Annotated in this window: 26 protein-coding genes and 1 tRNA gene; 17 read left to right on the forward strand and 10 right to left on the reverse strand. The window is 50.5% G+C overall.

Annotation, left to right across the window (positions count from 1 at the left end):
* The first annotated feature begins 154 nt into the window (after positions 1–154).
* The 4 genes from V7676_RS06840 (at position 155) to V7676_RS06855 (ending at position 2825) form a co-directional block, all read left to right on the forward strand.
* Positions 155–820, forward strand: a complete 666-nt coding sequence (locus V7676_RS06840) for an energy transducer TonB (RefSeq protein ID WP_335658945.1) — start codon at positions 155–157, stop codon at positions 818–820.
* 85 nt (positions 821–905) lie between these two features.
* On the forward strand, positions 906–1673 hold the full coding sequence (locus V7676_RS06845) for a MotA/TolQ/ExbB proton channel family protein (protein WP_335658946.1): 768 nt from the start codon (positions 906–908) through the stop codon (positions 1671–1673).
* A 132-nt stretch (positions 1674–1805) separates the two neighbouring features.
* Positions 1806–2330 carry an ExbD/TolR family protein gene (locus tag V7676_RS06850; RefSeq protein WP_335658947.1) on the forward strand — a complete coding sequence of 175 codons (525 nt, stop codon included), beginning with the start codon at positions 1806–1808 and terminating at the stop codon, positions 2328–2330.
* Between the two features lie 42 nt (positions 2331–2372).
* Entirely contained in the window at positions 2373–2825 is a 453-nt protein-coding gene (locus tag V7676_RS06855) for an ExbD/TolR family protein (protein ID WP_335658948.1), read from the forward strand.
* A 319-nt stretch (positions 2826–3144) separates the two neighbouring features.
* Here the strand turns inward: V7676_RS06855 and V7676_RS06860 are convergent, their stop codons facing one another.
* Positions 3145–4974, reverse strand: coding sequence for an ABC transporter transmembrane domain-containing protein (locus V7676_RS06860; RefSeq protein WP_335658949.1), 1830 nt, complete (start codon positions 4972–4974; stop codon positions 3145–3147).
* Positions 4975–5285: 311 nt separating this feature from the next.
* Here V7676_RS06860 and V7676_RS06865 point away from each other — a divergent pair, with 311 nt between their 5' ends.
* The 4 genes from V7676_RS06865 (at position 5286) to V7676_RS06880 (ending at position 7742) form a co-directional block, all read left to right on the forward strand.
* Complete coding sequence (locus V7676_RS06865; protein ID WP_335658950.1) at positions 5286–5834, forward strand: TspO/MBR family protein; 549 nt, start codon at positions 5286–5288, stop codon at positions 5832–5834.
* 43 nt (positions 5835–5877) lie between these two features.
* Positions 5878–6228, forward strand: coding sequence for an accessory factor UbiK family protein (locus V7676_RS06870; RefSeq protein ID WP_335658951.1), 351 nt, complete (start codon positions 5878–5880; stop codon positions 6226–6228).
* A 161-nt stretch (positions 6229–6389) separates the two neighbouring features.
* Positions 6390–6896, forward strand: coding sequence for a YbjN domain-containing protein (locus tag V7676_RS06875; RefSeq protein WP_335658952.1), 507 nt, complete (start codon positions 6390–6392; stop codon positions 6894–6896).
* A gap of 3 nt (positions 6897–6899) precedes the next feature.
* Positions 6900–7742: a pyrroline-5-carboxylate reductase family protein gene (locus tag V7676_RS06880; protein ID WP_335658953.1), complete on the forward strand. Its 843-nt coding sequence runs from the start codon at positions 6900–6902 to the stop codon at positions 7740–7742.
* A gap of 171 nt (positions 7743–7913) precedes the next feature.
* On the opposite strand, the gene V7676_RS06885 is transcribed toward V7676_RS06880, so the two are convergent.
* The gene (locus tag V7676_RS06885) at positions 7914–8426 is read right to left on the reverse strand and encodes a MarR family winged helix-turn-helix transcriptional regulator (RefSeq protein WP_335658954.1); all 513 of its coding nucleotides are present in this window, start codon (positions 8424–8426) and stop codon (positions 7914–7916) included.
* A gap of 93 nt (positions 8427–8519) precedes the next feature.
* Here V7676_RS06885 and V7676_RS06890 point away from each other — a divergent pair, with 93 nt between their 5' ends.
* The 6 genes from V7676_RS06890 (at position 8520) to V7676_RS06915 (ending at position 15394) form a co-directional block, all read left to right on the forward strand.
* Entirely contained in the window at positions 8520–9617 is a 1098-nt protein-coding gene (locus V7676_RS06890; RefSeq protein ID WP_335658955.1) for a branched-chain amino acid aminotransferase, read from the forward strand.
* A gap of 80 nt (positions 9618–9697) precedes the next feature.
* Positions 9698–9772, forward strand: a tRNA-Gln gene (locus tag V7676_RS06895).
* Positions 9773–9989: 217 nt separating this feature from the next.
* Positions 9990–10655: an SDR family NAD(P)-dependent oxidoreductase gene (locus V7676_RS06900; protein WP_335658956.1), complete on the forward strand. Its 666-nt coding sequence runs from the start codon at positions 9990–9992 to the stop codon at positions 10653–10655.
* A 336-nt stretch (positions 10656–10991) separates the two neighbouring features.
* Positions 10992–11687, forward strand: a complete 696-nt coding sequence (locus V7676_RS06905) for a response regulator transcription factor (protein ID WP_335658957.1) — start codon at positions 10992–10994, stop codon at positions 11685–11687.
* On the forward strand, positions 11684–13057 hold the full coding sequence (locus tag V7676_RS06910) for a FecR family protein (protein ID WP_335658958.1): 1374 nt from the start codon (positions 11684–11686) through the stop codon (positions 13055–13057). The genes V7676_RS06905 and V7676_RS06910 overlap by 4 nt, the downstream gene beginning before the upstream one ends.
* 60 nt (positions 13058–13117) lie before the next feature.
* Positions 13118–15394 carry a CHASE2 domain-containing protein gene (locus tag V7676_RS06915; protein ID WP_335658959.1) on the forward strand — a complete coding sequence of 759 codons (2277 nt, stop codon included), beginning with the start codon at positions 13118–13120 and terminating at the stop codon, positions 15392–15394.
* 8 nt (positions 15395–15402) lie between these two features.
* On the opposite strand, the gene V7676_RS06920 is transcribed toward V7676_RS06915, so the two are convergent.
* The 5 genes from V7676_RS06920 to V7676_RS06940 form a co-directional block, all read right to left on the reverse strand.
* On the reverse strand, positions 15403–15864 hold the full coding sequence (locus V7676_RS06920; RefSeq protein ID WP_335658960.1) for a hypothetical protein: 462 nt from the start codon (positions 15862–15864) through the stop codon (positions 15403–15405).
* Positions 15865–16065: 201 nt separating this feature from the next.
* Positions 16066–16299 carry a hypothetical protein gene (locus V7676_RS06925; RefSeq protein WP_335658961.1) on the reverse strand — a complete coding sequence of 78 codons (234 nt, stop codon included), beginning with the start codon at positions 16297–16299 and terminating at the stop codon, positions 16066–16068.
* A 3-nt stretch (positions 16300–16302) separates the two neighbouring features.
* Positions 16303–17676 (reverse strand): class II 3-deoxy-7-phosphoheptulonate synthase, encoded by a 1374-nt coding sequence (locus V7676_RS06930; RefSeq protein WP_335658962.1) that lies wholly within the window; start codon positions 17674–17676, stop codon positions 16303–16305.
* 119 nt (positions 17677–17795) lie between these two features.
* Entirely contained in the window at positions 17796–19160 is a 1365-nt protein-coding gene (locus tag V7676_RS06935; RefSeq protein ID WP_335658963.1) for a cell wall hydrolase, read from the reverse strand.
* Between the two features lie 241 nt (positions 19161–19401).
* Positions 19402–20688, reverse strand: coding sequence for an MATE family efflux transporter (locus V7676_RS06940; RefSeq protein ID WP_335658964.1), 1287 nt, complete (start codon positions 20686–20688; stop codon positions 19402–19404).
* Between the two features lie 184 nt (positions 20689–20872).
* Between V7676_RS06940 and V7676_RS06945 the strand changes: the two genes are divergently transcribed.
* Genes V7676_RS06945 through V7676_RS06955 form a run of 3 tightly spaced genes read left to right on the forward strand, consistent with a single transcriptional unit; the run spans position 20873 to position 24017 of the window.
* Entirely contained in the window at positions 20873–22093 is a 1221-nt protein-coding gene (locus tag V7676_RS06945; protein WP_335658965.1) for a DUF2891 domain-containing protein, read from the forward strand.
* A gap of 32 nt (positions 22094–22125) precedes the next feature.
* Positions 22126–23289, forward strand: a complete 1164-nt coding sequence (locus tag V7676_RS06950; RefSeq protein WP_335658966.1) for a sensor histidine kinase — start codon at positions 22126–22128, stop codon at positions 23287–23289.
* Positions 23290–23297: 8 nt separating this feature from the next.
* The gene (locus V7676_RS06955) at positions 23298–24017 is read left to right on the forward strand and encodes a LytR/AlgR family response regulator transcription factor (protein WP_335658967.1); all 720 of its coding nucleotides are present in this window, start codon (positions 23298–23300) and stop codon (positions 24015–24017) included.
* Here V7676_RS06955 and V7676_RS06960 read toward each other — a convergent pair.
* The 3 genes from V7676_RS06960 to dksA form a co-directional block, all read right to left on the reverse strand.
* Positions 24014–25054 (reverse strand): CaiB/BaiF CoA transferase family protein, encoded by a 1041-nt coding sequence (locus V7676_RS06960; protein ID WP_335658968.1) that lies wholly within the window; start codon positions 25052–25054, stop codon positions 24014–24016. The two genes, V7676_RS06955 and V7676_RS06960, sit on opposite strands and share 4 nt — an antisense overlap.
* An 82-nt stretch (positions 25055–25136) precedes the next feature.
* Complete coding sequence (locus V7676_RS06965; protein WP_335658969.1) at positions 25137–25547, reverse strand: PilZ domain-containing protein; 411 nt, start codon at positions 25545–25547, stop codon at positions 25137–25139.
* Between the two features lie 222 nt (positions 25548–25769).
* Complete coding sequence (gene dksA, locus V7676_RS06970) at positions 25770–26231, reverse strand: RNA polymerase-binding protein DksA (RefSeq protein WP_442955415.1); 462 nt, start codon at positions 26229–26231, stop codon at positions 25770–25772.
* Positions 26232–26838: the final 607 nt, after the last annotated feature.

The following is a 26838-nucleotide window of genomic DNA, read 5'->3' on the forward strand; positions in this document are numbered from 1 at the left end:
ACCACGTTAAAACATTTTTAAGACAGCTTTCATTGATACGAAAAGCTGTTAGGGGAATCAAAGGGATCGCTGTGGGTTACTTTCCAACAGTTGTCATACATGGCCTTTTACGAGGTCGCGATTCCTGAGGGAAGAAAAGGAGTTATGTTTCTGAATGGCTTATGCTGACCAACAACCTATGAGTTCGAGCAAGATAGTTTCTATCGTTCTTGTCGTGCTGATTCACGCGCTGTTTGGATATGCTTTGGTTACCGGGCTGGCTTATAATGCGGTCAAGAAAGTGGCCTCAGAGCTCGATATGATCGATATCCAAGAAGACGAACCGCCGGAAGAGATTGAGGAGCCACCTCCACCGCCAGAGCAGCCAATTGAACCGCCACCAGTGGTGACGCCTCCTCCGATCGTGGCGCCACCAGCGGCACCGCGGCCAGTGATAACGCAGCGTCCTACGGCACCGCCAAGGCCAGCGCCAGTCGTTGCTGCACCACCGCCACCGCCACCGCCGCCCCCACCGGCTCCGCCGCAGCGGGCGGACCCTGAGCCTCGTGGTAATCCAGGCAACTGGGCAAATGCTAACGATTATCCATCACGTGCTCTGCGTGAGGAACGCGAAGGTACGACCAGTTTCCGGGTTACGGTTGGTACAGATGGCCGGGTGGATAATTGTCAAGTTACTGGGTCTAGCGGCCACAGCGATCTTGATGAAGCAACCTGTAAGAACATCCAGCGTAGAGCCCGGTTCCGTCCAGCTCTCGATAACGCAGGCAATCCGGTCGCTGCTTCTTGGTCCAGTCGGGTCCGTTGGCAGATACCTAAATAAATCAATCTGCGGCGGAACGGACTTTTGCCCAATCCGCTGCAAAACCTATTGTCGAAATTTAATCTATCCTTGAGGGGAATATATAATGTTTATTGAAATTTTAGCTGCTGCTGGATCAACGGCACCGCAAAGCGCATTTGGTTTTTGGGAATCCATGCAACAAGGTGGCGTCATTGCTTGGAGCGTTCTTGTTATTCTGGCTATTATGTCGGTTTCTTCCTTTTACATTCTGTTTTCTAAATTGTTCGAGCAGAGCAAAGTTATGAAGCAGGGTGCAACTGCACGTGCATCTTTCTGGAAAGCAAACAGCATGAAAGAGGGCGCAGCGAAGCTCGACAAGAATAGTGCTTACCGTCAAATCGTCGATGATGGCATCAAAGCTGAAGAAGATCATGCTCGTTTGACAGACCCTGTCGAAGCGCATGATTGGCTCCACGGTTCGCTGAATCGTTCGCAAGGATTGATCAACTCGAAACTGGCTACTGGTCTCCCATGGTTGGCAACGGTTGGCGCAACATCACCATTTATCGGTCTGTTCGGTACGGTTATCGGTATTTATCGCGCGCTGATCAAAATCGGTATCGCTGGTCAGGCATCTATCGATGCTGTTGCTGGTCCGGTTGGTGAAGCATTGATCATGACCGCACTGGGTCTTGGTGTGGCTGTTCCTGCCGTTCTCGCCTATAACTGGTTGCAGGGCCGCAACAAACGTATCGCAGAAGATCTGAGCGACTTTTCAAATGACGTTCTTGGCTATATTTCATCTGACGGCGCTGTTCGCCCATCAGCCATGAAAGCTGCTCCAGCGAAACCAGCCGCTGCTGCAACTGCGAAGCCAGCCGTAAAGAAATAGGACTTTAGCCAAAGCCGGTTTGCCGGAGTTCTGAAAATGGCTCTTGCAAACGGCTTTGGCCGCTCCTGATTTTCGAACGAGCAGGTTTGACCTGCTTTTCGATGAAGTATATTTTTGAGAGGATTGAAGCTTATGGCGATGAATGTTGGGGACGGCGGTGGAGCAATAGATACTCCTCTATCGGACATTAACACGACGCCGCTGGTGGACGTCATGCTGGTTTTGCTGATCATTTTCTTGATCGCTGTTCCAGTTGTGATCCAGACAGTGGAGCTGGAACTACCGGTTCTGCCGTTTGAAGTGACGACAACAAAACCGGAAAATGTTCTGCTCGCAGTTACGACCACGGACTCCGCAGGGCGCGACCCTGGCGATCCTGATTATTCAGGTGCTAATCCCGGCGGTAATTGCCGGATCTATTGGAACACAACTCCGGTTGATTCAACTGAGTTGGTGCAGCGAGCTGTGAAGCAGTTGGAAGATCAAATTGAATCTTTTGGTGGTGTCGAAAATATGACTCCCGAAGATATGCCTGAAGTGCATATCCGCGGCGATATTAACACACCTTACCGGTGCATTGGCGGGGCTATTTATACCATGCAACGCGCTGGCTTTGCCAAGGTTGGGTTCTTGTCGACACCTGTTGTAATTGAATAGCCTGATACGGCATATTTTTTAGAGTTTTAAGGAGACGCAATAATGGCCATGAGCGGCGGCAGCGATGATGGTAAGCCGATGATGGAAATGAACACGACGCCGTTGATCGACGTCTTGCTCGTTCTCCTCATCATGTTCATCATTACAATTCCGGTCCAGACCCACGCGGTGAAACTGGACTTGCCTGTGGATGATCCAACGAACCAAGATCCACCACCGATTGATCCTGTGAAAAACCGGTTGGGCATCACGCCTACCAACCAGATCCTTTGGAATGAATCGCCGGTAACCCTTAATCAGGTAAAAACCTATTTGGCGCAAACCAAATCAATGGTTCCTGAACCTGAACTTCAGTTCCAGCCCGATCCTGTCAGTGCGTATCTGACGGTGGACCGTGTGTTAGCTGAAATTAAGCATAGCGGTGTCAGCAAATTTGGTTTTGTTGGTAATGAACAATATGGCAACTTCGGTAAGGCAGCACGTTTGCCGAACTAGTAGTTGCGATAGTCTTTATAAAAGGGCGATGGAGCGATCCGTCGCCCTTTTTATTTGTGGTGCCCACCGGAAGCTATTTGGTCAGAGAATTTGTCGCTTCACGGTACGAAATGATAATGGATTCAACGTGAATTCAATGGGTCGAAATCTATCGGTTTCGATGCGGGTTGGTCAATATGGCTGGCCCACCGGCAGCCGGTCAGGCACCCATCGTTGCTGTCGGTGGCTTTGGGTAAGCATATAATCTTACTCCTCGGCGTCTAACCTCAACGCATAGCATTTACGCAGCCCCGCTTATTGGCGGATGGATCATCCGTCTTTACAGAGCGATGGCTGGCTTGGACAGTTCACCGCCGTTAAACTGCAACTCGGCCAGCTTGGCATAAAGTCCGCCTTTGGTGATCAGGCTGTCGTGATCGCCTTGTTCGACAATCTGACCGTCATCCATCACTATGATCCGGTCAGCCGACCTGATGGTGGCCAAGCGGTGCGCTATGACAATAGTCGTTCTGTCCCGCATCAGACGGTCTAATGCATCCTGAACGAGTTTTTCGCTTTCAGCATCCAGTGCCGATGTTGCTTCATCCAGCAATAATATCGGCGTGTGCCTTAAAAGTGCGCGGGCAATCGCGACCCGCTGGCGCTGGCCACCCGATAACCGTGTGCCTGCTTCACCCATATAGCTGTCCAGTCCTTGGGGGAGCTCGAGCAGGAATTTCTCGGCATTGGCTGCGCGCGCTGCGGCCCAAATCTCGTCATCTGTGGCTTCCCATTTGCCGTAGCGCAGATTATCCCGTGCAGAGGCAGCGAAAAGCACTGTGTCTTGCGGCACCAGCGCCATGCGAGAGCGAATATCAGCGGGATCAGCAGATGGTAGCGCAACACCGTCTATCCGCACGGTGCCCCCTTGTGGGTCATAAAAACGCTGAGCGAGCTGGAACAAAGTTGATTTGCCTGCGCCAGACGGCCCAACAACCGCAACGGTTTCTCCGGGCGATACCGTCAATGAGAAATTTTTGAGCGCTGCCGTATCTTGGCGCGTGGGGTAAGCAAATGTCACATTATCAAAAGAAATCTGTCCGCGCGGTGGTTCGGGTAAGGCAATCGGAGAAGTCGGCGCGGCAATGCCCGGTTCTTCGGATAGTAATTCGGCCAAACGTCCTGCTGCACCGCCGGCCCGTAATAAATCGCCATAAACTTCGGTCAGCGCACCAAAGGCACCGGCCACTAGTCCGCCGGTCAGAACGAAGGCAGCGATAGTACCTCCGGAAATGCTTCCGTCGGCTACGCCCATGGCTCCACGCCACATCAGCAGAGTAATGCCCGTAAAGACGAGTGCAATGACGACAGCGGTTAGGGCGGCTCTCAGCCGAATCCGGCGTTTTGCTGTATCGAATGTGCTCTCAACGGCACCGCCAAATCTTTCCGCCTCACGCGATTCCTGACCAAAAGCCTGGACAATTTTCATGGCGCCCAATGTTTCTGAAACCATTGCACCGACATCGGCGACGCGGTCCTGACTGGATCGCGAGACATTTGAAAGTTTTCGGCCAATGAAAACGATCGGCAAGATAACAACCGGAATGCCCAGCAATAATCCTGCGGTCAACGTCGGCGCTAAGGTGAACAGGAACGCAATCCCGCCTATTCCGATAACCATATTGCGCAAGGCGACCGATACGGTCGTTCCCACGGTTTGTTCGATAATCGCGGTGTCGGATGTCATCCGTGACGCAATTTCCGATGGCCGGTTCTCTTCAAAAAAGCCCGGCGCTAGGCGCAGCAAATTCCGCTGGACGGCCAGACGGATATCCGCAACCACCCGCTCACCAAGCCAGCTCACAAAATAGAAGCGGAAAGCGGTCGCAACTGCCAATATCGCAACAATAACCAAAAGTGTTTGAAAATAAGGCGCTACATCCCCGCCTTCGGCGGAAAAACCTTCATCGACGATCGACTTAAAGCCCCAAGGAATAGCCAGAGTCGCCATTGCTGCGATCAACAGCGCCAAGCCTGCTAATATAATCTGTTTCGGGTAGCAAATGGCCCGATCCCAAACCATCCGCAAATTTCCGAGTTTCTTGGCCGAAGGCTTGTCAGCCTCTGAAGGCGTCAGTTCAGAGGCATTATCGTTGGTAATTTCACTCATAAGCAATGCCCTTAGCAGCCCGATCTAGGGGCGACAATCCTGTTGGAGGCTGTGCGCACAACGAATTTTCCGCGCGCTATCAAGCCGTGTTTCTAACATGGGGTTTAATTGGTCAATGCCAAGCATCAGGCGAAGATAACGACCCATATCGGGAATCATAACCGTAAGTCCCGTAATCATATGGCTAACGCTCTGGCAAAGGGGCTTAACATTGCTTAAGAACCGAGGTTATTGCATCAGTTTTCTGCTGCATGATTCGCCTGAACGTCTGCAGACGGGCCCCGGGCACTATTAGGTTAAGGGAATGTGCCGTGAACCAAATCGCATCCAAAGGCCAATTGCGCATGTCATTATTGCGCTGGATTTTATTTGTTGTTCCGGTGGTCGTCTTATTAGGATTTCTATCTGGCCAAATCGCGGGCTCAGGAGAAGAAAATCGTTGGTTTCAAACGCTGGTAAAACCCGATGCACAGCCACCGGGCTGGATGTTTGGCGTTGCCTGGACGATCTTATATATCATGATGGGTATCGCCCTTTCGATGATATTGCACGCGCGCGGGGCGCCGCTGCGCGGTCTCGCTATTATTTTATTTTTGGCCCAATTTGCGCTGAACCTCGCTTGGTCGCCCTTATTTTTTGGCATGCATCAAATATCTGCCGCATTCTGGCTTCTCATCACAATCTTCGCGCTCGCCTTTGTAACTACATTGGTTTTCGGGCGCATTCGCAAAACGGCGGCCTGGTTGCTGGTTCCTTATCTGGCGTGGCTATGTTTCGCCGGAATATTGAACAAACAGATTGTTGATCTCAATCCCGGTGCCGAAACTCTTGTCGTGCCGGCGGCGAGTACCCAAATATAATATTGTAATAACCACATCCAGATCCCCAGTATGGAGTAAAGACATGCAAAGCCAGAACAGATTTTTCGACGATATTTCCAAAGTCCTGAACGGGCTTGCAGGTACTGTTGCCGGTGTTGGGCGTGAAGCGGAAGCCGGCGCACGCGAGCGCGCGAAGGAATGGTTTGGCGGGATGGATTTTGTCTCGCGTGACGAATTTGAAGCGGTCAAGGAAATGGCGTCAAAGGCTCGCGCCGAAGCGGATTCACTGAAAAAACGCTTGGATGCTCTAGAAAAATCCGGTGCGACGAAACCGTTAGCGAGTAAGGTGACCACCGCAAATGTAGCGGCGAAAAAGCCTGCTGTACGGAAGTCGGCTGCAAAGAAAGTGACCCCGCCAAAATCCGCGAACTAATTTTCGCGCGATGACGGGACGGCCGCTTTGGTCGTGCACATTTCGGCCGATTATCCACAGTCTTCCCACAAACAATATCTGTGAAAGCATAGGGTTGCCTTGCCCTGCATGATGGGGTGGGCCACTACAGGCGCCAATGATGCAAATGATTTGGAACCGTGATGCTTGACGATATGTGGTCTGAGCTTGATCAGGAGGAAGCGCCGCCGGTTGATATGCTGGTTGCTTTTTTTGAAGCCCGTGGCTGGTCGGTCAATCATGTCAGTGAAGAAGAAATCACGGTAGAGATTAAGGGCAATTGGACCAGCTATCAATTGCGTGCGGTTTGGCGCAATGAGGATCATGTCCTGCAATTGTTGCTGCTGCCCGATATCCGTGTGCCTGAAGACAAGAAAATGGCGATATATGAATCGCTCGGGCTGATTAACGAGCAACTTTGGCTGGGGCATTTCGATCTCTGGTCCAATGATAATATATTATTATTTCGCCACGCGATCATGTTGGGTGGTAGCGGGATGCTTGGCCTCAATCAGGCACAGACCGTGGTCGATATGGCCATTGACGAATGGGAACGTTTTTATCCGGTGTTTCAGTTTGTTCTGTGGAGCGACAAAAGTCCGCAGGATGCCATAGAACATGCGATGATTGATACACAGGGCGAAGCCTGAAATGTGGGTGAAGCTCAAAATGGAGAATATAGCGTGATTGGAGAGAGTCTTAACAGCATCTGGTTTGTCGGCTGCGGCAATATGGGTGGAGCGATTCTCCAAGCATGGTTCGACCAGGGATTGGACCCTGCCAAGGTCACAGTGATTAAGCCACATGTGTCCAAGCTTCCCGGTGGATTGCAATCCCAAACCGATTATCCCGAAGGGCCATCGCCTGATCTGGTGTTGTTGGCCATGAAGCCCTATCAGCTAAATGATGTGGCGGCGGAGCTTGCACCGCGAGTTAGCGACAATAGCCGCATCGTGTCGGTATTGGCGGGAACAGAACTCGGCATTTTGCGGAAAGCATTCCCGAAGGCCGGTGAAGTCATCCGGTTAATGCCTAATATGGCGGTTACAGTTGCCAAGTCACCGATGATCCTGATTAGCGAAACCGATGATGCTGATTTGAAGAATCAGATGAACGAGCTATTCTCTCCTTTGGGGAAGCCCGAATGGTTAGAGAATGAAGGACAGATGCATATTGCAACCGCATTATCGGGCTCTGGTCCTGCTTTTGTGTTTCGGTTCATCGATGCGTTGGCGGTTTCGGCTGCGGGGCTAGGAATGGACAAGGAACAGGCTGCGCGTCTTGCGGTGGCAATGGTGGATGGGGCGGCAACGCTTGCCGCAGCATCTGACGTCAGCCCCGGCCCGCTTGCGGATCAGGTGGCAAGCCCCAATGGTGTCACGCGCAAAGGCCTTGACGTGCTGGATGCCGACGGACGGGTAAATGCGTTGCTTCATGATGTGTTGAAGGCTGCGATGGAGCGGAACCGCGAAATGGCGGAAGAAGCAAAGGCCTAAGCTTTCCTACAATAAGGGCGCTGTGATAGGATTGCAGCGCTCTTTCTCAGTTTTGAATATCGATATGGTTAGGATTGCCAAACATTGCTTTCACCGGCGCGCGATAGGGTGTGGTTTGTGTGAACTTTGGAGCCTTGGTGCACCATAAGCGTTGTAAGCTTCGCTTGAAACTCAGCCCTTATCGCTGCGGAGGTCAAACACCATCTGGCGGTCTGATTCAGGGATCAGGCCTTCGAGCACATGCCAAAAACCCGACACGGATTCCTGTCCTGCTGTCACATAGGCCGTTGATAGGCCCACTCGTAGTTGCGCAAATAATTCTGCTTCCAATGCCGCGCCACTGTCTGTCAGGCTCAGCAACTTTTGACGTCGATCCACCGGACCAGTTTTAGTCACGACCATACCGCGATCATGCAATTCCTTTAATACCCGTCCCAAAGATTGTTTGGTTATTGCGAGTAAACGGAGCAATTCCCCGACTGTCAAATCGGGTTGGCGCGCAATGAAATAAAGCGCGCGGTGATGCGCCCGTCCGAGACCCTGTTTCGCAAGCTCTTGATCTATCGCATTGGTAAGACGAGTATAGCCGAAATATAGAAGTTCTATCCCACGCCTGATCTCGTCCTCGCGAAGGAAAAGCGGCGAGGCTCCAGAAGAAGCAGATGAGCGGGATATGTCAGCCATGTTGACGTATCTTGACATGCAGTTTAGGTGATTGCAAGTTAAACTGAAAACGGTATCACAGCCGTCCCATAAGCCCCGTGAAAGTGACTAAAAATGCCGCACAATGATAGTCTGGAAATCTTGGTCGAAAAGCACAGCGCACCCGTGCCGGAGGCTGAGCGGACTCAGGTCTTAATAAATCCGGGCTTTGGCAATATATTTACCGATCATATGGTGTCGATACGCTTTAATGAAGCGCAGGGCTGGCATGATGCAAAGGTTCAGGCACGCGGCCCCATTCCGATGGACCCGGCTTCTTCGGTGCTGCATTATGCACAGGAAATATTTGAAGGTATGAAAGCCTACCGGCTTGCCGATGGCACCACCGCTTTATTCCGTCCCGAACAAAATGCGCGGCGTTTTCAGGCGTCAGCCCGGCGGATGGCGATGCCCGAACTGCCGGAAGAAATTTTTCTGAAATCGGTTGAGACACTAATCGAGATTGATCGCGACTGGTTTCCTTCTGCCGAAGGCGGGTCTATCTACTTGCGGCCTTTCATGTTCGCCAGCGAAGTGTTCTTGGGTGTGCGTCCCGCAAAAGAATATCTGTTCATGGTTATAGCATCCCCCGTTGGCGCCTATTTCAAGGCTGGAGCATCGGCAATTACGATCTGGGTGTCGCAACATTATTCTCGCGCCGCTCCTGGCGGTACCGGTGCTGCGAAATGCGGGGGCAATTATGCCGCCAGTCTGGTGGCCCAAGCTGAGGCGATTGAACAGAATTGCGATCAGGTAGTATTTCTCGATGCCGCAGAGCAGCGCTGGGTGGAAGAACTGGGCGGAATGAACCTGTTCTTTGTCATGGATGATGGGCGTCTGATCACTCCGCCGTTAGGCGGCACGATTTTGCCTGGAATCACACGGGAATCAATCATAACTTTAGCCCGTGAAGAAGGTCTAACCGTTAGTGAAGAGCCCTATTCCATCGATCAATGGCGCGAAGATGCGGCAAGTGGAAAATTAATAGAAACCTTTGCGTGCGGCACCGCTGCGGTCGTGACTGCTGTTGGAACGGTACGTTCGGAAAGCGGAGAATTTACCATTGGCAGCGGTGGTCCGGGGCAATTGACGGAAAAACTACGGATGCGGTTAGTGGATATTCAACGCGGTCTTACCGAAGATAAGCATGGCTGGGTAAAAAGGCTCTTCTAAAATAAGCTGTAACTGCCTCTTGCTCCTTTGAGGTAAGTTGGATATTAGGCCCCTTCGCTGACGAATGAAGCGGTCAATATTGGGGTGTCGCCAAGTGGTAAGGCAGCGGCTTTTGATGCCGCCATGCGCAGGTTCGAATCCTGCCACCCCAACCAATTTTCAACAAATTATCTAAATGCAATATCCAAAGCTGTCCCGACATCGTCGTTTGTGCTCGGTCGCACGGGATAATAGCGTATTGTCCATGTCATTTGTGGTTGTAGTTATCGCTATTGATTTATAGGACTTCAGCACGGCCTGTTATCTGCAGGCAAGGCTAAGGTTTGTGAGATTGGCAGGCCTTGATTTTTTTATCTATATTGGAGCGTTGGAATGATCATTGTTACAGGCGCAGCTGGAATATTGGGCCAAGCAGTTGTTAAGGAACTGAGTGCGGCTGGGTACAGTGTTGCTGCCGTCGATTTGGCGAGCGAGATTGCCGACGCTGGTCAGGGCCTATCGAAAACGGGCGTTGATTTGACTCGGGCTGATGCTGTGAGGACTGCGTTTGAGGCTATCGTATTAGAAGCAGGTAGTTTGTCGGGGTTGGTCAATGTCGCCGGAGGTTTTATTTGGGAAACTATAGCCGATGGTAGTCTGGATAGTTGGGACAGAATGTATGCTATGAATGTACAGACTGCCGTGAATGGATGTGCTGCTGCATTGCCATATCTGAGAAAAGACGGCGGCGCGATCGTCAATATTGCTGCAAACGGGGCTGTACGGGCGGATACCGGAATGGCGGCTTATGCAGCTAGCAAATCTGGCGTTATGCGGCTCACAGAAGCTTTGGCAAAAGAAGAACTGCACAATGGCATTCGGGTGAATGCCGTGATGCCATCTATTATAGATACACCGGCGAACCGAAAAGATATGCCGGATGCGAAGTTCAGTGACTGGGTATCAACAAAATCGTTAGCGGACGTGATAGGGTTTCTGCTGTCGGACAAAGCCAATGCGGTTACAGGTGCCTGTTTGCCTGTAACGGGCCGCTGTTAGAGGGCTCGGATTTGCGGCGGCGTGTTTTTGCTCGGGTACTCGTAATTTAGAGCACTGCCGACTAATGGGGATATAGCAATTCAGTAGGACAGATATTGTCAGCTTAATATGATAGTTCCCTGCCTGCTGACTTCGAAATGAAGATTTTATTCCTTAAGTCATTCATTATTTCCCTGCATTTCCGACTAAATTTGTGGCCGTTTATGTAAAGGTATGTAAATTAGATACTGTGGGACTGGTAAAATCCCTAAACAAAGAGGTAAACAGTTCCGGGGTTCGAAATTTATAAAAAGCGGCAGCAATTGGTGAATTGCTATTCGTTACCGGGGAACATGTATGCGCATTGCGATAGCAGATGATGATCGAGAGATCGTCGATTTTTTAGGCAAAATTATAGAAGGTCAGGGGCATGTGTTTGTCGGTTTTGCTGACGGCAATGCTTTGACTACTGCTTTGCTGCGGGACACTTTTGATTTGGTCATTCTTGATTGGAACATGCCAGGTAAAACCGGAATGCAAATCCTCGAATGGATTGATGGTGCAGTTGATGATCGTCCACCCGTCATTATGATGACGAGCCGAACCGCTAAGCAAGATATCAGCGACGCCTTGAATGCGGGGGCCGATGACTATATCACGAAACCGGAAGATCCGGCTGTGATCGCTGCAAGGATAAATGCGCTGCTTCGGCGGGGTAGTGGTTCTACTGCGATGGAGACAACCGCGCAATATGGGGATTATATACTCGATCGGATTGAGCAAAAAGTTCGATATAATCAAAATGAAGTGGCATTGACCGCTAAAGAATTTGAATTGATTGATTTGATGTTCCGTAACCGTGATCGCACTTTGTCGCGCCGGTATATCATGGAAACGGTGTGGCGCACCAACGCGCACCTTGCGACTCGCACACTTGATATGCATGTATCTCGTGTTCGTTCAAAATTATCACTGACGCCAGAGAACGGATTTCGGATTTTCACAGTTTTCGGTTATGGCTACAGATTGGAGACACTTAGCAACGGGATATGAAGATGGACTTTGGAATCACGAAGCGGAAATATTTCACTTGCTTACGGATTTCAACATTCCTTTTATTGGTACCTGTTGCTGTCCTTCCTAACGCTGCCTTCTCCCAATCTTCGGCGGATAATGCCCGGGTGGACTACGTTTTCAAGCGCGGCGATACCCTGATTGGTCTCGCTGCAAAATATATGCGTAAACCTTCCGACTATGTCGCGGTACAGCGGCTCAATCGCATCGCGAATCCACGTTTCATTCCCGTCGGAAAATCGGTGGTGTTTCCATTCCGGTTGTTGAAATACCGCCCGAGCGAAGCCAGCTTAAGTGCTTTTCGGGGTAATATTACCATCGCTTCTGGTCAGCGAACCCTAACGCCCGTGCAAGGTCTGGAAATTGCCGAGGGTAGCCGGCTGGCGACAGCGGCTGGGAGTTTCCTGACGCTTCAACTGGAGGATGGATCGCGTATTTCCATGCCGTCCAATAGCAAGATGCGTATTACCCGTTTGCGGCATATTCTACTAACTGACAGTGTGGATTATGAGCTTGCGGTTGATGGCGGCCGGATGCGTTCCAAAATCACTCCCTTTGATAAGAAACATGACCGGTATCGCGTCCGGACACCGGTCGCCGTTTCAGCTGTCCGGGGCACAGATTACCGGACCCGGGTTGATGAAACGACAGGAACTACTTATTCCGAAACTGTCGAGGGTGTAGTGGATGTCGCTGCGGGGGCCAGCATTGACGGCGCCAAGATGGTATCGGTTCCGGCAGGCACTGGCGCGGCGGCAACGGTTACGGGCGATCTGGCAACGGCAAATTTGCTAGCGCCCCCTGAACTGGTTGATCCAGCCAAGGTCCAATCGGAAGAGACATTGCGATTTACCGTGGCATCGGGAGCTGCGGTTTCCGGTTATCGTATAATCATTTCTTCAGATGCTGGCTTTGTTGATGTGGTGACGGAACAGCTTAGTGATAGCGCGAATATTAGTTTACCGAGCATCGAAGATGGCCGCTACTTTGCGAAAGCAACTGCTATCGGTCAAGATGGTTTTGAAGGCATGCCAGCGACCTATTCTTTCAAGCGTCAATTGAGCACATTGAGCGGCAGCGCTGGTGAAGGCGATTTTGGCTATCGGTTTAAATGGGCCGGGGCAGGTAAGGGAAAGCGCGTTTATCGTTTTCAGATAGTGCGGGGCAATAAAAATGCTTTGCCGATGGTTGATGAAGCGGGATTAACTCAGGATTCCATAACCCTGTCCGACCTTCCCGACGGTGAATATTACTGGCGTGTCGGTGTATCCCAATATTCACCAGACCCGACCGATAGTGAAGTTTTCGAGAAATGGACCGATTTCGAAAAACTGACGGTGGCTGGCTAAAGATTTGGTTGCTAAGGCTATGCTCGGCCGCCTTTGACCATATTTGGAGAGCCGACTTCAATGAAACTACGCCAACGTCTGGGAATAGAATGGGCCGGTGTAGCACTGGTGGCGTCCCTAATCGTTGCGGCATTGACCTATTGGAATAGCCTGTCTGGTTTCGACAATTTACTTTATGATCGATTGTCCGAATATGATCGGCCAGAGGCATCCGCAGAAATACTAATCGTTGCGGTTGATGAAGACAGCTTGGAGGTTCTTGGAAAATGGCCGTGGCCACGGGATATTCATGCCGGATTGCTGAATATATTAGCTGAAGCACAGCCAAAATCAGTGGCCTTTGATATCTTGCTGAGCGAGCCTGGCGCTGAAGAGGATGACATGGCTTTGGCTGAAGCAGCAGCTAAAAACAAGAATCTGCTCTTGCCGCTCCACTTTATCTTTCCCGGCAGGAATGGCGCGGATTTTGACATCAAGGAGCCAATCCCACTGTTTAAAGAGGCCGCAAGCGCTTTGGGTCACGTCAATCTGCTTTTTGACCGCGATGGTGTAGTGCGCCGGACATCACTCTGCTTCGTGGGGACTATTGATGGCAGCCACAGCACATGGCCGCATTTGATGGAGCAGGCTTACCGCGCGGCAAATGGTAGTAATTCTGCTGTTTATGGACGTCAGGAAAATTGTCAGCAGCCTTTGCTCATGCCCTATGCAGCGCGGGGCGCTTTTTCCCAAATCTCTTATGCTGCGGCCCTGAACGGGGAAATTCCGGCAGCCTTTTTGAAGGGCAAGATCATATTAGTAGGAGCAACAGCACAAGGGTTGGGTGACCAGCATCCCGTGCCATTGGGTGACGGGGGCGTCATGGCCGGTGTCGATATTATGGCCAATATGTTGAATGACATCATGGCCGATAATTTTATCAAGCCTGTTTCCTTAAGCACACAAATCATATTATCGCTGATACCGACTTGGATATTGCTAATCGGTTTTTGGCGCCTACGTCCCCGCACGACGATTTTCGTCTCGGTCGGATTGATCGTGACAATATTAGTCACCAGCGCAGCTCTCATTTCCTTCCAAATCTGGTTTGCGCCCGGCGCAGCGCTCGTTGGTCTTGGTCTGGTCTATCCGATTTGGGGATGGCGGCGGTTGCAAGCGACAAGCGATTTTATGGATGAAGAACTGAAAAGCTACCGATCGGAAACGCTTGATGTACCAGTCTTGCGGAGGGAAGTTGGTCCGGCTGATTTGATCACGGAACAAGCAGAACAACTGGCCTATGCAATACAACATATGCGTGATCTACGCCGGTTCATTTCTGACGCATTGACCAATCTTCCGGATCCGATGTTCATCACGGATCTCGATGGAAAAGTGAAATTCGTCAATAAGCTGGCGCAGACAGGTGTCGACGATGGCATACAGGATCTGGCTCTTGATGACATGCTGAACCGTTTTGTTTCTCCGGATGATTTGAACGATGTGAAAGACTATCTGGCGCTTGATCAGAAAATGCGAGAGCATGATTATGTCGATTTTACCTCGCTGAACGATGAGGTTTTCGCGATGCGCCGGGCTAGGGTCGTTACAGACGAAGGGGAATTACGCGGTCATATCCATTATCTTGCTGATATCACCGAGGTCGCCAATGCAGCGCAGGAACGCGAAGAGGTGCTTCAACTGCTGTCACATGACATGCGATCACCGCAGGCAGCTATATTGGCCCTTCTTGATAGTCAGGATGTGACAGATACCAATAAGCGTATCGAAAGTCATGCACGCCGGACCTTGGCTCTGGCGGACAATTTTGTTGGATTGGCGCGGATAAAATCGAGCGATTTTTCCGGTGAAGAAATATTGCTGTCCGATCTGGTGATTGAGGCCAATGACAGCTTGTGGCCGCTAGCCAAACAACGGGGCATTAAGTCCACGGTTATTGATCAATCTGATGGCGCCTTTATCATTGGGGAGCCATCTAGCCTGTATCGATCATTCGCCAATCTGATTGATAATGCTATCAAATATAGTCCCGATAATAGCGAAATTGTCACCCTTTTGCGCAATATTGATTTGGATAAACAGCCTTTTGTTTCTGTGACTATTACAGATCAAGGCAATGGAATTGCAGAGGAAATGGTGGATCATTTATTTGATCAGTTTGCGAGTAATGATGGTGATTCAAAAGGGGCCGTAAAAGGCGCGGGATTGGGGCTTAGCTTTGTTGCGGCGGTGATAGAGCGCCATGGCGGTTCCATCCGTTCAGAAAATATTAGGGGGGGAGGTGCGCGGTTCACGATATTATTACCGCTGGCCCCGGATCCGGCAGAAACGGTCTGATAAGGGACCTATTCGATGCCCCCACGTGTGTGGGTTTTGATATTATTGCCTTGGTTTCCATTCCCTAAATCAGATAGAGCGGCGTCGATCAGATACGGTAGAGATTGTTCGATGGTCCCCTTGCAATGATATTCGGCGGCGGTGCCGGAATAGAGGTTTGAACCGTCAGCAGTGTTGACCATATTTAGGGTCAGGCGATGCTCTATATCTTCACAGAATTGTAGCGGTTTACGCTCCTTTGGTTCTGCGATTTTGCTAAGATCACTACCTTCACCCGCCGACAATGCAATGGATGCGGGGCGGCTTGCCAGAGCAATATTCACCAATATCGGGGACTGGTCGGCGACCGCAAAACTTCTAGCCGTTAGCGCATCGGTTACCAACTTTCGCGCCTTAATATAAGCTTCGCTATTTTGTTCGGGCTGGGCAGCGAAGCTATATATTTTTTGCGCTGTAATAGCGTCACCCACCTGGGTTTGAATCCGGGTTTCGATTGGGCCACTGCAACCAGTGGCTATTGCAACAATTGGGATCATTAGGATGGTAAGACGACGCATAACAGTCCTCAGGCTCGTTAGTGACCTGTTATGTCAATAATAGCATCGGCTCAAAATGTCACGATAATAGGCCGCCTGTACGCAAACTGCTCCGCCTTCTATGTTTCGACACTTTTAGCGAGTTAGCGCATAATAAATGACATAGAGCCATGAAAGAAATCCATGGATTATCGCCCAAAATATCGATTTATGCGTCGTAAAGCTAATAGCTATGGCAAGGGCGCTGCCGAAGCCGACACCCTTGCTGACAATTTCTTTGCGAACATAGGTCGCGCCGCGACTCATCGTTGAGCTTCCCCCTGCATAATCTTCTGGCCGCATCCGTTCCGGTTTGATTTTCTCGGCCATTGCTTAGGCTGCTTCGCGAGCGCGTTCAGAAAGTTCCTGATTGAGCATCTCTGCCAATAGAAACGCCAGTTCCAGTGATTGCGCCGCATTTAAACGAGGATCGCAATGCGTATGGTAACGATCGCCTAGTGCTGCATCGGTAATCGCAACGGCACCACCGGTGCATTCAGTTACATTTTGCCCAGTCATCTCGCAATGGATGCCGCCCGCAAATGTTCCTTCGGCACGGTGGACAGCAAAGAATCCGCGAACTTCGGCAAGAATGCGTTCAAAGGGCCGGGTTTTATAACCGCTATCCGCTTTGATAACATTACCGTGCATCGGGTCGCATGACCAGATAACCGGATGGCCTTCCTGTTTGACGGCGCGTACCAAGGGAGCAAGTCCGCTTTCCACCTTGTCATGACCAAAGCGGGAAATGAGTGTCATACGGCCCGCTTCCCGGTTTGGGTTAAGCGTATCGAGCATTTTCAACAGATCATCCGCTTTCAAGGATGGCCCACATTTCATGCCGATAGGGTTACCGATGCCGCGAAGAAATTCGACATGCGAAGAACCTTCAAACCGGGTCCGATCACCAATCCAGAGGAAATGAGCACTTGTATCATACCATTGGCCGGTCAGGCTGTCCTGCCGCGTCAATGCTTCCTCATAAGGGAGCAACAAGGCTTCGTGGCTGGTGTAGAAAGAGGTCGCTTTCAATTGTGGTGCGGTGTCAGAGTTGATACCGCACGCTTCCATGAAGGAAAGCGCTTCGCTAATCCTGTCGGCCATTTCTTCGAATTTTTTGGCCCAAGGGCTACGGCTCATAAAATCATGGGTCCAACCATGGACTTCTTTCAGGTTGGCATAGCCACCCGTTGAAAATGCACGTAGCAGATTAAGCGTTGCCGCAGCTTGGTTATACGCACGAACCATACGGTCCGGATCCGGCTGACGGCCGTTTTCTTCAAATTCAATGCCGTTGATAATGTCACCGCGATAGCTAGGCATTTCAATGCCATCTTGCGTTTCTGTTGGTGCAGAACGTGGCTTGGCAAATTGCCCGGCCATGCGGCCAACTTTGACGATTGGCATTTTCGACGCATAGGTGAGTACGACTGCCATTTGTAGAATGACCCGAAACGTGTCGCGAATATTGTTAGGATGAAATTCTGCAAAGCTTTCCGCACAATCGCCGCCTTGCAGCAGAAATGCTTTTCCTTCTGCGACTTCGGCAAGATCTTGCTTCAGGCTTCGAGCTTCGCCGGCAAACACCAGCGGTGGATAAGTGCCAAGCAGCGCTTCAGTATCCGCGAGCTTTTGAGCATCGGGATAATCAGGCATTTGCAGCCCTTCAAAATTTCTCCAACCGTTCGGCGTCCAATTCGTCGCCATGAGCGTACTCCAATATCTTTCACTTAAAATCGGGTGGCCTTAGGCCCGTTTCAAGGCAAATGGCAAGAAAAAGCACCGTTTGGTTGCTCGCGAAACTACTCAACCCTTATTTGAGGCCGTTAGCTCCCGGTCTTTTCTTTCCAGCTACCGGCGTCGCGATATTCGGGTTTGATTTGGCTCATATCGGGTAATTTTTGACCCGCAAAGGCTTTCTCGCCACCTTTTTTGAGCGCTTCTTTGCTGTAGCTAGGCGCTTGATAGCTTTTCGGCGCGCTTGTGTTAATCGCCGGCACTGGCAAGCTATGCCGACGGGCATTATCTGCAATGATCGCAGCCGCTTTCTCAGATTTCTGGGCTTCTTCCTGAGCCTTAAGTCGTCCGGCTTCATAGGCTTTTTCAAGAGTAATGGGGTCGAGCGAAGATGCCGTAGCAATATCATATTTGCGCGGCTTGGGTGCAGGAAGGGGTTCATTGCCGAGATAGCTTTGGTTGAATGCGCTGGCTTTGCCCGCGTTGCCCTTCCAGCTGTAAAAGCGATGGGCACCAATTGTACCCAGAAACCGCAGGCTCGGCGCCCAATAAGGATAGATTTCGGTGGTGTGATAATGGGTTGCAGTGCCAACAGGCGATGCGATTCGGCCGGCGAGCGCCAATGCGGCAACATTCTGGGCCCGTTTCCAATGGAAACTGGAGGGCGTGCGGCGTAGCGACCCATCACATGTATATGAAAACTGGCATCCGGTTGTCCGTTCGCTTCCCTGAAAAACCACACCGCAAACGGTGCGTGGATAGCTGGGATGGCGCACCCGGTTCAGCACGACCTGTGCAACCGCACGTTGGCCGGCATCAGGCTCTAGCCCTGCTTCGTAGTAGATAGCAGAGGTTAAGCATTGCAGCGCCCGTCCGTTGTCGACTGCGGAGGCCTTAAAAGAAATGGGCTGGATTAAATGGGCGGAAGCAGTGTGATCGCTGCCGGCAGTCAGGGCACTCTCGCTGTCGTTCAGCGAACCATCTCCCGGTTCCGCGAGAGGATCAATGGCAAGTGCGCCGTAATTTTGTGGGATCGCATAGCCGGGATCGATAAAATAAAATGCGGAACCAGCGAAATTTTCTTCCGCTCGCTCTACCGGTTGCAGGTCTGGATCGCTGAGACTCATTTGATGCGCATCGACGCTTGCTTGCGGTAGAGTTGTGGGAACGAGTATCGTGCAGAGTAGTAATACCCCTAGCAAGATGCGTTCCCGAACATTCAGCATCAGCCAGCGTGGCAGGTGCCAAGAGGGTTTGTCATTGGAAGCCTGTTTTGCAGCATTAATGCATGGTTCCTTTGCATCTTGCTCCGATATTTTTGGCTGATATTGTGTGTCTGTATTAATCGGCGCGGCTTCTGGATGGGGAGACGGTGACAATAGATATCCTGCAGGTCCGGCAACAGCCAAACCACCACCGCCGAGCTGCGGGACGTAGGGAGGAGGAACACGCAATGTAATTTCTGAAGCACCTGAATAGACCCAATCGGGCTGGAAGCACTGAAATACAGCCTTTATTCAGGTTTATCGCGGAGCAAAACTAACCTGTTTCAAGATGGGACATGGTAAAGCTGACCGTTAATTGGTTAATGCAGCAATTCCGTCATTTAACCAAAAAAGTGTCGATATAGTTAATAAAATGGGCCTGTTGAAAAGCTACAGTCAAGTCGCCAAAAAATCTGCGAAAGTGTTTAAATTAGCGTGAAATGTGATTCGCTTCCTGAATGTTTACCAGATGGCGGGCCATGGCAAAGCCGATCAGCCCAAATATTACGCCGCCAATTGCCGGAGCGATCACAATACCTTTAAGACCGTAAAGCAAACCGCCAATCCACAGAAAGGGAAGTATCCCAATGGTATTGCGCAACCAGTTTGTAATCATCGACCATGCAGGGCGATCCAGATTATTGCAGGCGGCATTGGCAATGAACAACAAACCATTGAAAAAGAATAATGGTGTCAGATAGGCAGCAAAAAACCAGAAGACATCTCGCCCTTCTCCTTGCAAGTGGAACAGGTCGCTAATCGGATCACTTAAAACAAGCAATAGCGGCCAGACCAGAAAGGTGTAACCGAGCGCAAAGGCTATGGCTTGCTTGATAGTCAGGCGAATACGGTCAAATTGCAATGCTCCAAAATTTTGCCCGATAATCGGCCCGACCGCGCCGGAAAGCGAGAAAAGCAGGCAAAAGGCGACGGGTACTAGCCGACCCATGACCGCAAATCCGGCTATGACCTCATCGGGATAATTGGCGATAAAACGATAAGTGATAAAGCCGCCAACGGGCGTTGCCACATTTGTCAGAATCGATGGCAACAGGATTGCCATTACCGGCTTCAAATCCTCACGAAACAGAGTGGAAGAGAGCCGATGAAAGCCGCCATAAAATTTGATGATCGGAAAAACAGCAAGAATTGAGGATACGATCGCTGCGCAGGCAGTGGCCATTGCGGCGCCATTTATACCGAGATCGAAGCCAAAGATAAAAATCGGATCGAGTATTGCATTAGCAATGCCCATGCTCAGCGTAACATTCATTGCACGCCGCGCGGCACCATGCGCCCGTAAAAAGCCTGAACACACCATGGCAGTTACGCTGAACGGCATAAATGGAGCGACGATCCGGATATAACCGGTAGCTGCGGTTTTCACTGTTCCGCTTGCCCCCGCAAGTTCTAATATTTGTGGCGCAAAAACAAAGAATATGACTGCCAGTGGGACAATCATCAACATGCTGAGTGTCAATATGTTGGTAAGGTACCGGCGTGCATAGTCGGAATCACCTTGACCGATTTTGCGTGCTGCCAGCGCGCTTGCGGCGATCATCAGTCCGATATTGAAAGCAGTCCCGAAAAACAGGATGGTGGCCGCAAAGCCCATCGCGGCAGTCAGGCCGTTGTCACCTAATTGGGCGATGTAGAGCAGATCGACAAAATCAACGATGAACATTGTCAGCAAGCCGATGCTCGCCGTGAGTGTCATCGTTGTAATATGCCGTATGGGGCTGCCGGTCAGAAATATTGCTGGTGAACTTGCGATAAGTCGGTCCTAAAATAATGAGAATCGGAGTTGGAACCGGGAAATGACTATTGGATATTTGCACTATAGCGTTTTGCTATCTGGTCAAATTCTCTCTAAGCGGGGGGAGTTATTGAGGGAGTGATATATGCTTAAACGCTTTCATGCCGTAATTCTAGCCGCAGCAATGGTTTCGGCCTGTTCTGTCAATGACGATAATGGGCAACAGGAAAAGTCAGAACAGGGTTATTTCGAGCGCAAAAATGTTGCTCCCGATCCCGCCGATAATGGCCAGTCCCCGCGCAAACCGGAACATGCTTATGCACGGATCGCGCTGGATTGTATCAATCGACAATATCCTAATAAGATCAGTCACGTCTTAAGCAGCGCCGAAGATGTGCGTGAGCCAGCACAATTGACACCGGTTTTTTACGGTTGTTTTGATTGGCATAGCTCTGTCCACGGCCATTGGTTGCTGACACGTTTGTGGGGGCAAGGTTCTGTTCCGGAAATGGAAGACGAGATCGCGGCCGCTCTGTCCAATAATTTTACCGCTGAAAATATCGCCGGGGAAGTCGCCTATTTCAATGGTGCAGATCGAGCTTCCTTTGAACGCCCTTATGGTCTTGCATGGTTTTTGCAACTGACGGCGGAATTAAAGGAAATCGCAGCGGGTAAGGGTGCTAAGGCGCAGCAAGCAAAAATATGGCTGGATCGGCTGACGCCGTTGGAAACGGTTATCGTGGATCGAATCAGGGCATGGGTTCCAAAGCTCGCTTATCCGATCCGGTTGGGTACGCATAATCAATCGGCCTTTGCCTTTGGCCTGTTTTTGGATTGGGCCCGGATTAGCAAAGATAAGGAGATGGAGGGTCTAATTGTTGATAAAAGCCTCGCCTTTCATCGGGATGATCGCAATTGTCCGCTAGGCTATGAACCGTCCGGTGAAGATTTCCTCTCTCCGTGTCTGATGGAGGCAGACCTGATGCGCCGCGTAATGTCTGAAACGGAATTTGCCGATTGGCTGACCCATTTTTTGCCCGAAATCCCAGAAGACGGCAATAGTGACTGGCTGGCGGTGGGCATTGTAAACGACCCGACCGATGGGAAATTGGTCCATCTAGACGGCGTTAATCTGTCGCGCGCCTGGGCTTTGGAAGGTATAGCGACGGCTCTGCCCGAAGGCGACAAGCGAAAAGCGGCATTGCTGGCCGCTGCAAAATTGCACGGTGAGACAGGGGAACAGTCGGTAAGTACTCCGCATTATTCCGGCAGCCATTGGCTAGCCAGCTTTGCCACCTACTGGCGCACCGAACGCGGTCTTAATCGGATTCTTGTAAAAAGCGATGCGGTAAAAAATAGTGATTGAGGTTAAACGGCCGCTCCAACGGAATAAATATCATGGATTCGCGAATCATACTGGCCTCTGATCGTTTCTCTTTTGCTCTGTCACCCTTTTGGTACCGGATATTTCCGGTCAATATTGATCTAGCGATAAAGAGTATTTTCGGTGTTTGGGCCGGATATTTTGTCGTCAATTCATTACGGGTTGTCTTATGGGGGGCTTCGGATCACCTCCACACACTAGAGGATTATCTGGTAACGGCGATTATTTCGGTTACGGTTACCTGGGCGTTATACCGGTTGCTTGCGGTGATAGGCGAACGCCCTGCGGGCGCGGTGTTTATACTAACGATTCCGACGATTTTTATGGCCACCGGAACGGTTTATCTAACCAATTTGATTTTAGCCTATCCGATGCCGGTGCTGGACTATATCAGTATAGCCCATGGGATCTCACCGAATTCCGCGTTGTCCCATTTCTCCGATATGGCTTTCGTCAATTATCTTATTTTGGTTGGTTGGGGCGGGCTCTATCTGGCCATGGTCAATAGTCGTAACAGTCAAGTCGCATTGACCCATAGGCAGAATTTGGAACGCGCGAACCGGGAAAGCGAAATGCGGGCTTTACGCTATCAACTAAACCCTCATTTTGTATTCAACGCCCTCAATTCGGTCAGTAGCTTGGTCATTGACAGCAAAAATGAACAGGCAGGGCAACTTGTGGATAGCTTGGCGGATTATATGCGTTGGGTTCTGCAAGATGATAGCGGTGATTTAATCACCGTAGAGCGAGAAATCGCACAGCAGGTTCGATATCTTGAGATTGAGCAGGTGCGCTTCCCCGATCGTATGAAGTTCGATGTGCATATTGAAGATGACGTCGTGCGTGAATGGAAGATACCCGTCCTAATTGTCCAGCCACTTATTGAAAACGCAATTAAATATGGTGTCGCCCGTTCTAGCGCGCCGGTTTGCATTGCTATCTGCGCGACGAGAGAAGCAGGTCGCCTGAAACTCGTGGTCGCCAATGATGGCCGGATGATGGCGGTTGCTTCCAAAACATACGGAACCGGGACCGGACTGGCTAATATTCGCGAACGTCTACAGGGATTTTATGGTCCAGAGGCTGCTTTGTTTATTGGGAATGGCTCAGGCGATAGAGTGGTTGCGACGATTATCATTCCCGATGAAAAACAGATGTTCAGCGATTCTGTTAGATGAGGGGGGATATGAAGCTGAATATCCTGATAGTCGACGATGAACCTTTGGCCAGATCTCGGATCGAATCTCTGTGCAGCCGTATGGACAATGTTGGTCAGATTAATAGCGCGAGTGGTGGCCGGGAAGCCTTAGATTGTATTGCCCAAAATTGTCCGGAAATAGTTTTTCTGGACATTGATATGCCGGATATTTCGGGCATGAAAGTCGCCGAGCAATGTAAGCAATTTGAAAAAGCACCGGAGGTTATATTCACTACTGCTCATAGTAGATATGCCGTTGAAGCCTTTCGCCTTAATGCCATTGATTATCTGCTTAAACCGGTCAAAGAAAGGCAACTCAAAGAGGCCTTTGAAAAGGTTGCGCAAAAGAGGTGGGTAGCTCCGATTGAGCTACAACCGACGGCGGATCATCGGCTGTGGGTGCAAGATGGCAATGGTGCGGTTCAGATTAGGTGCGCCGATATCAGCGCGATAGTTGCCGATCGTGACTATATGCGCATATATTTGCTGAAGCACAGCTATCTGGTGCACGAACCCATGCAATCTCTGTTGGACCGCCTGCCTGCAGGGATGTTCATCCGTATCCACCGCTCGGCTGCAGTTCGCGTAGATTTTGTTCGAAATGTTCAGCGTAAGGGGCGGCGTAAATTCATTGCGCTCAAAGATGATACGGAATTCACCATCGGCCGGACGTTTACCAAAGCCGTGATAAACAGATTGGCCCGTTAAGCGGGCGGTTTCGGTTTGTCTGATTTCGTAACTGAATAACGGGGTGCTGGCGCAGGCTGCATGTGACCGCCGACATCGACAAATGTCTCCCGTTCGACATTATGGGGATGCAGCTTTGCTTCGGCCAATGATAGGACCGGGGCAAAGCAGATATCGGTTCCTTCCATTAGGCTGCACCATTGTTCGCGGGTTTTTGACAGGAACAAGCTCGTCAGTTTTTCTTTTAGCGGTCCCCATGATTTCGGGTCCATTTGTGCATCGAAATCGGCATCTTCCTCCAACCCGGCAACTTGACGTAATTGTGCGTAAAATTGTGGCTCAATCGACCCGATTGAGATATATTTTCCGTCCGACGTTTTGTAGCTGTCATAGAAATGCGCCCCGGTATCAAGCATGTTGACACCGCGCTCGTCTTGCCATTGTCCGATATTGTTAAAGTCGAAAACCATCGCCATTAATGCTGCCGATCCGTCGGTCATCGCACAATCCACAATTTGACCCTCACCGCCGGTTTTGGCGTGAAGCAATGCAGATACCATACCGAATGCCAGCATCATTCCGCCGCCGCCGAAATCACCAACCATATTAATCGGGGGGGTCGGCTTTTCGCCCGCTCGGCCGAAAGCGTGGAGTGCGCCGGAGATCGAAATATAATTAATATCATGGCCAGCGGCATGGGCAAGAGGTCCATATTGGCCCCAACCAGTCATCCTGCCATATACCAGCTTGGGATTGTCTTTTAGAAGAATATCGGGGCCGAGGCCGAGCCGTTCCATCACGCCGGGACGAAAGCCCTCGATCAGTCCATCTGCCTGTTTAACCAGATCACGTGCCTTTTCAATTCCGGCTTCGGATTTGAGGTCAATTTCAACCAGTTTGCGTGATCGGGAGAGGGCGAGGCGGCCATCAGGTGCGCCGCCGGGGCGGTGGAGAACGGTTACTGTTGCGCCTTGATCCGCCAGCATCATACCGCAAAACGGGCCAGGACCAATGCCTGCAAATTCGACGATGTTAATTCCTGCTAACGGTCCAGCCATACCCTACTCCTAATTTAATCAGATGATTAAAAGGCCTTACGGCAGACGCGGGAAAATAATCAAGCAAATTTGTTAGTGGCGTTTAGCGCGGGCGCTGACCATGACGTAGCGGTTTGCTGATTTGTCCATGGGTTTTTAGATAGCGAGGCAATTCGGTTTTACTCTGTCCCACAGGCTTCCGTGCCAGTTTGGGGTCAATTGCATGATCAAAAGCAATGCCAAGCCGACCTTGCGCAACCCAGGCGACATAGCCGCTTACACGGCCAATATTGCGCAGTTCCAACTGTACTTTATCACCGCGCTTTGCGATGACTGGAGCTTCTGCCATCAAACCGCCGGCTGATAAATTGCGAATGCGTACTTCGCCGCAATCGTCGCCGTCAACAAAGCGCAATGTTGCTTTTAGGAATAGGCTATCGCGGTCGAGTTCGCGTTTGGGCAGGCCGCTGGTTTGACCATTTTTTCCCAAATTCTCGTCATAAGGTTCTCTCATGTGCATCCCGCGCTCTAAATGTAAATTAATGTTGCTTGGCGCGGATAATTGCCCGGAAAAGATGGAAAATTGGTTAATATCGTCGTGAGTTTTTTTGCTCCGCGATCCCGAAAAATAACGGAATTAAACAGTCGCGGATAAGCGTTTGACCCGCGTGTATAACGCTAAGGCTGATGTCTATGATTTCAAGCTGCGATTATTAGGTCTTTAGGTCAGCGTAAGCTATTGATCGCGCGAGATTTTTTCTTTGCGTTCATGGGCTTCCTGAGCCTCGACACTCATAGTTGCGATTGGGCGGGCTTCCAGACGCTCCAACGAAATAGGCTCACCAGTAACTTGGCAATATCCATATTCCCCCTCTTCGATTCGATGCAGGGCCGCATCTATCTTTGATGTCAGCTTGCGTTGCCGGTCGCGTGTCCGCAGTTCCAGACCCCAATCGCTCTCGCTTGATGCGCGGTCGTTCGGATCGGCTTCCTGGATCGGTCCATCTTGCAAATGGGCCAGTGTTTCCTTGGATTCCTCAATAATATCCTGTTTCCACTGTTCCAAAGCACGTTTGAAATAGGCAAGCTGCCGTTCGTTCATAAATTCTTCGTCGGCACTAGGGCGATAACCTTCTTCCAGAATGATATCGCCTGTTGAGCTACTTGATGAGGATGAATTTTTCGCTGAGGATGCCAATTATACTCTCCAACATCTGTCCCCCAACCCTAGATTCGGGTCAGTAAAGGAACGCTAACAGCGGCCCTATAAACTCGGCCTCGGTCTTAGACAAGATGCAATGTGCAAGGGGGTGAAGGAATAGCGCTGTTTAAGGGCAATGTTGGTTTCGATTCGACAGAATCACCATTTATATCGTGAAATTTCAAGCATTCAGCACCTCAGGTCATATTTGTTTGCGTCGCGTATTTTAGTACTTTGTTAAAGATCTGGACTGGAAACGGTGTCAATTCGGGACATTAACTCTCATTGGAGAAGGGTTGATAGGTATATTTGCGGTTTTTCTTCCCAAAACAAGGTTAACGCAATTGTAGTTACCGTCTCATTCTGCGCTTTTGGTGGCAGTCGGAATCCCTAAGAGTCTGTTGGCACATATACGCAAGCCAACCTGTGGGGCCCAAACCGGAAGAGAGAATATAATATGTCGGTAAGAATGGCTTTAGCAAAATTATGCGCTTGCACATGTGGCGGAGCGTTAATTGGCGGCGGCGCGGTGCATGTCTCTGAAGCGCCAGCAGCTCCCTATGTCAAAAAAATCGACAAGAAAAAGATCCGCGGACGCGTTATA

Source organism: Parasphingorhabdus sp. (assembly GCF_036963805.1).
GTDB lineage: Bacteria > Pseudomonadota > Alphaproteobacteria > Sphingomonadales > Sphingomonadaceae > Parasphingorhabdus.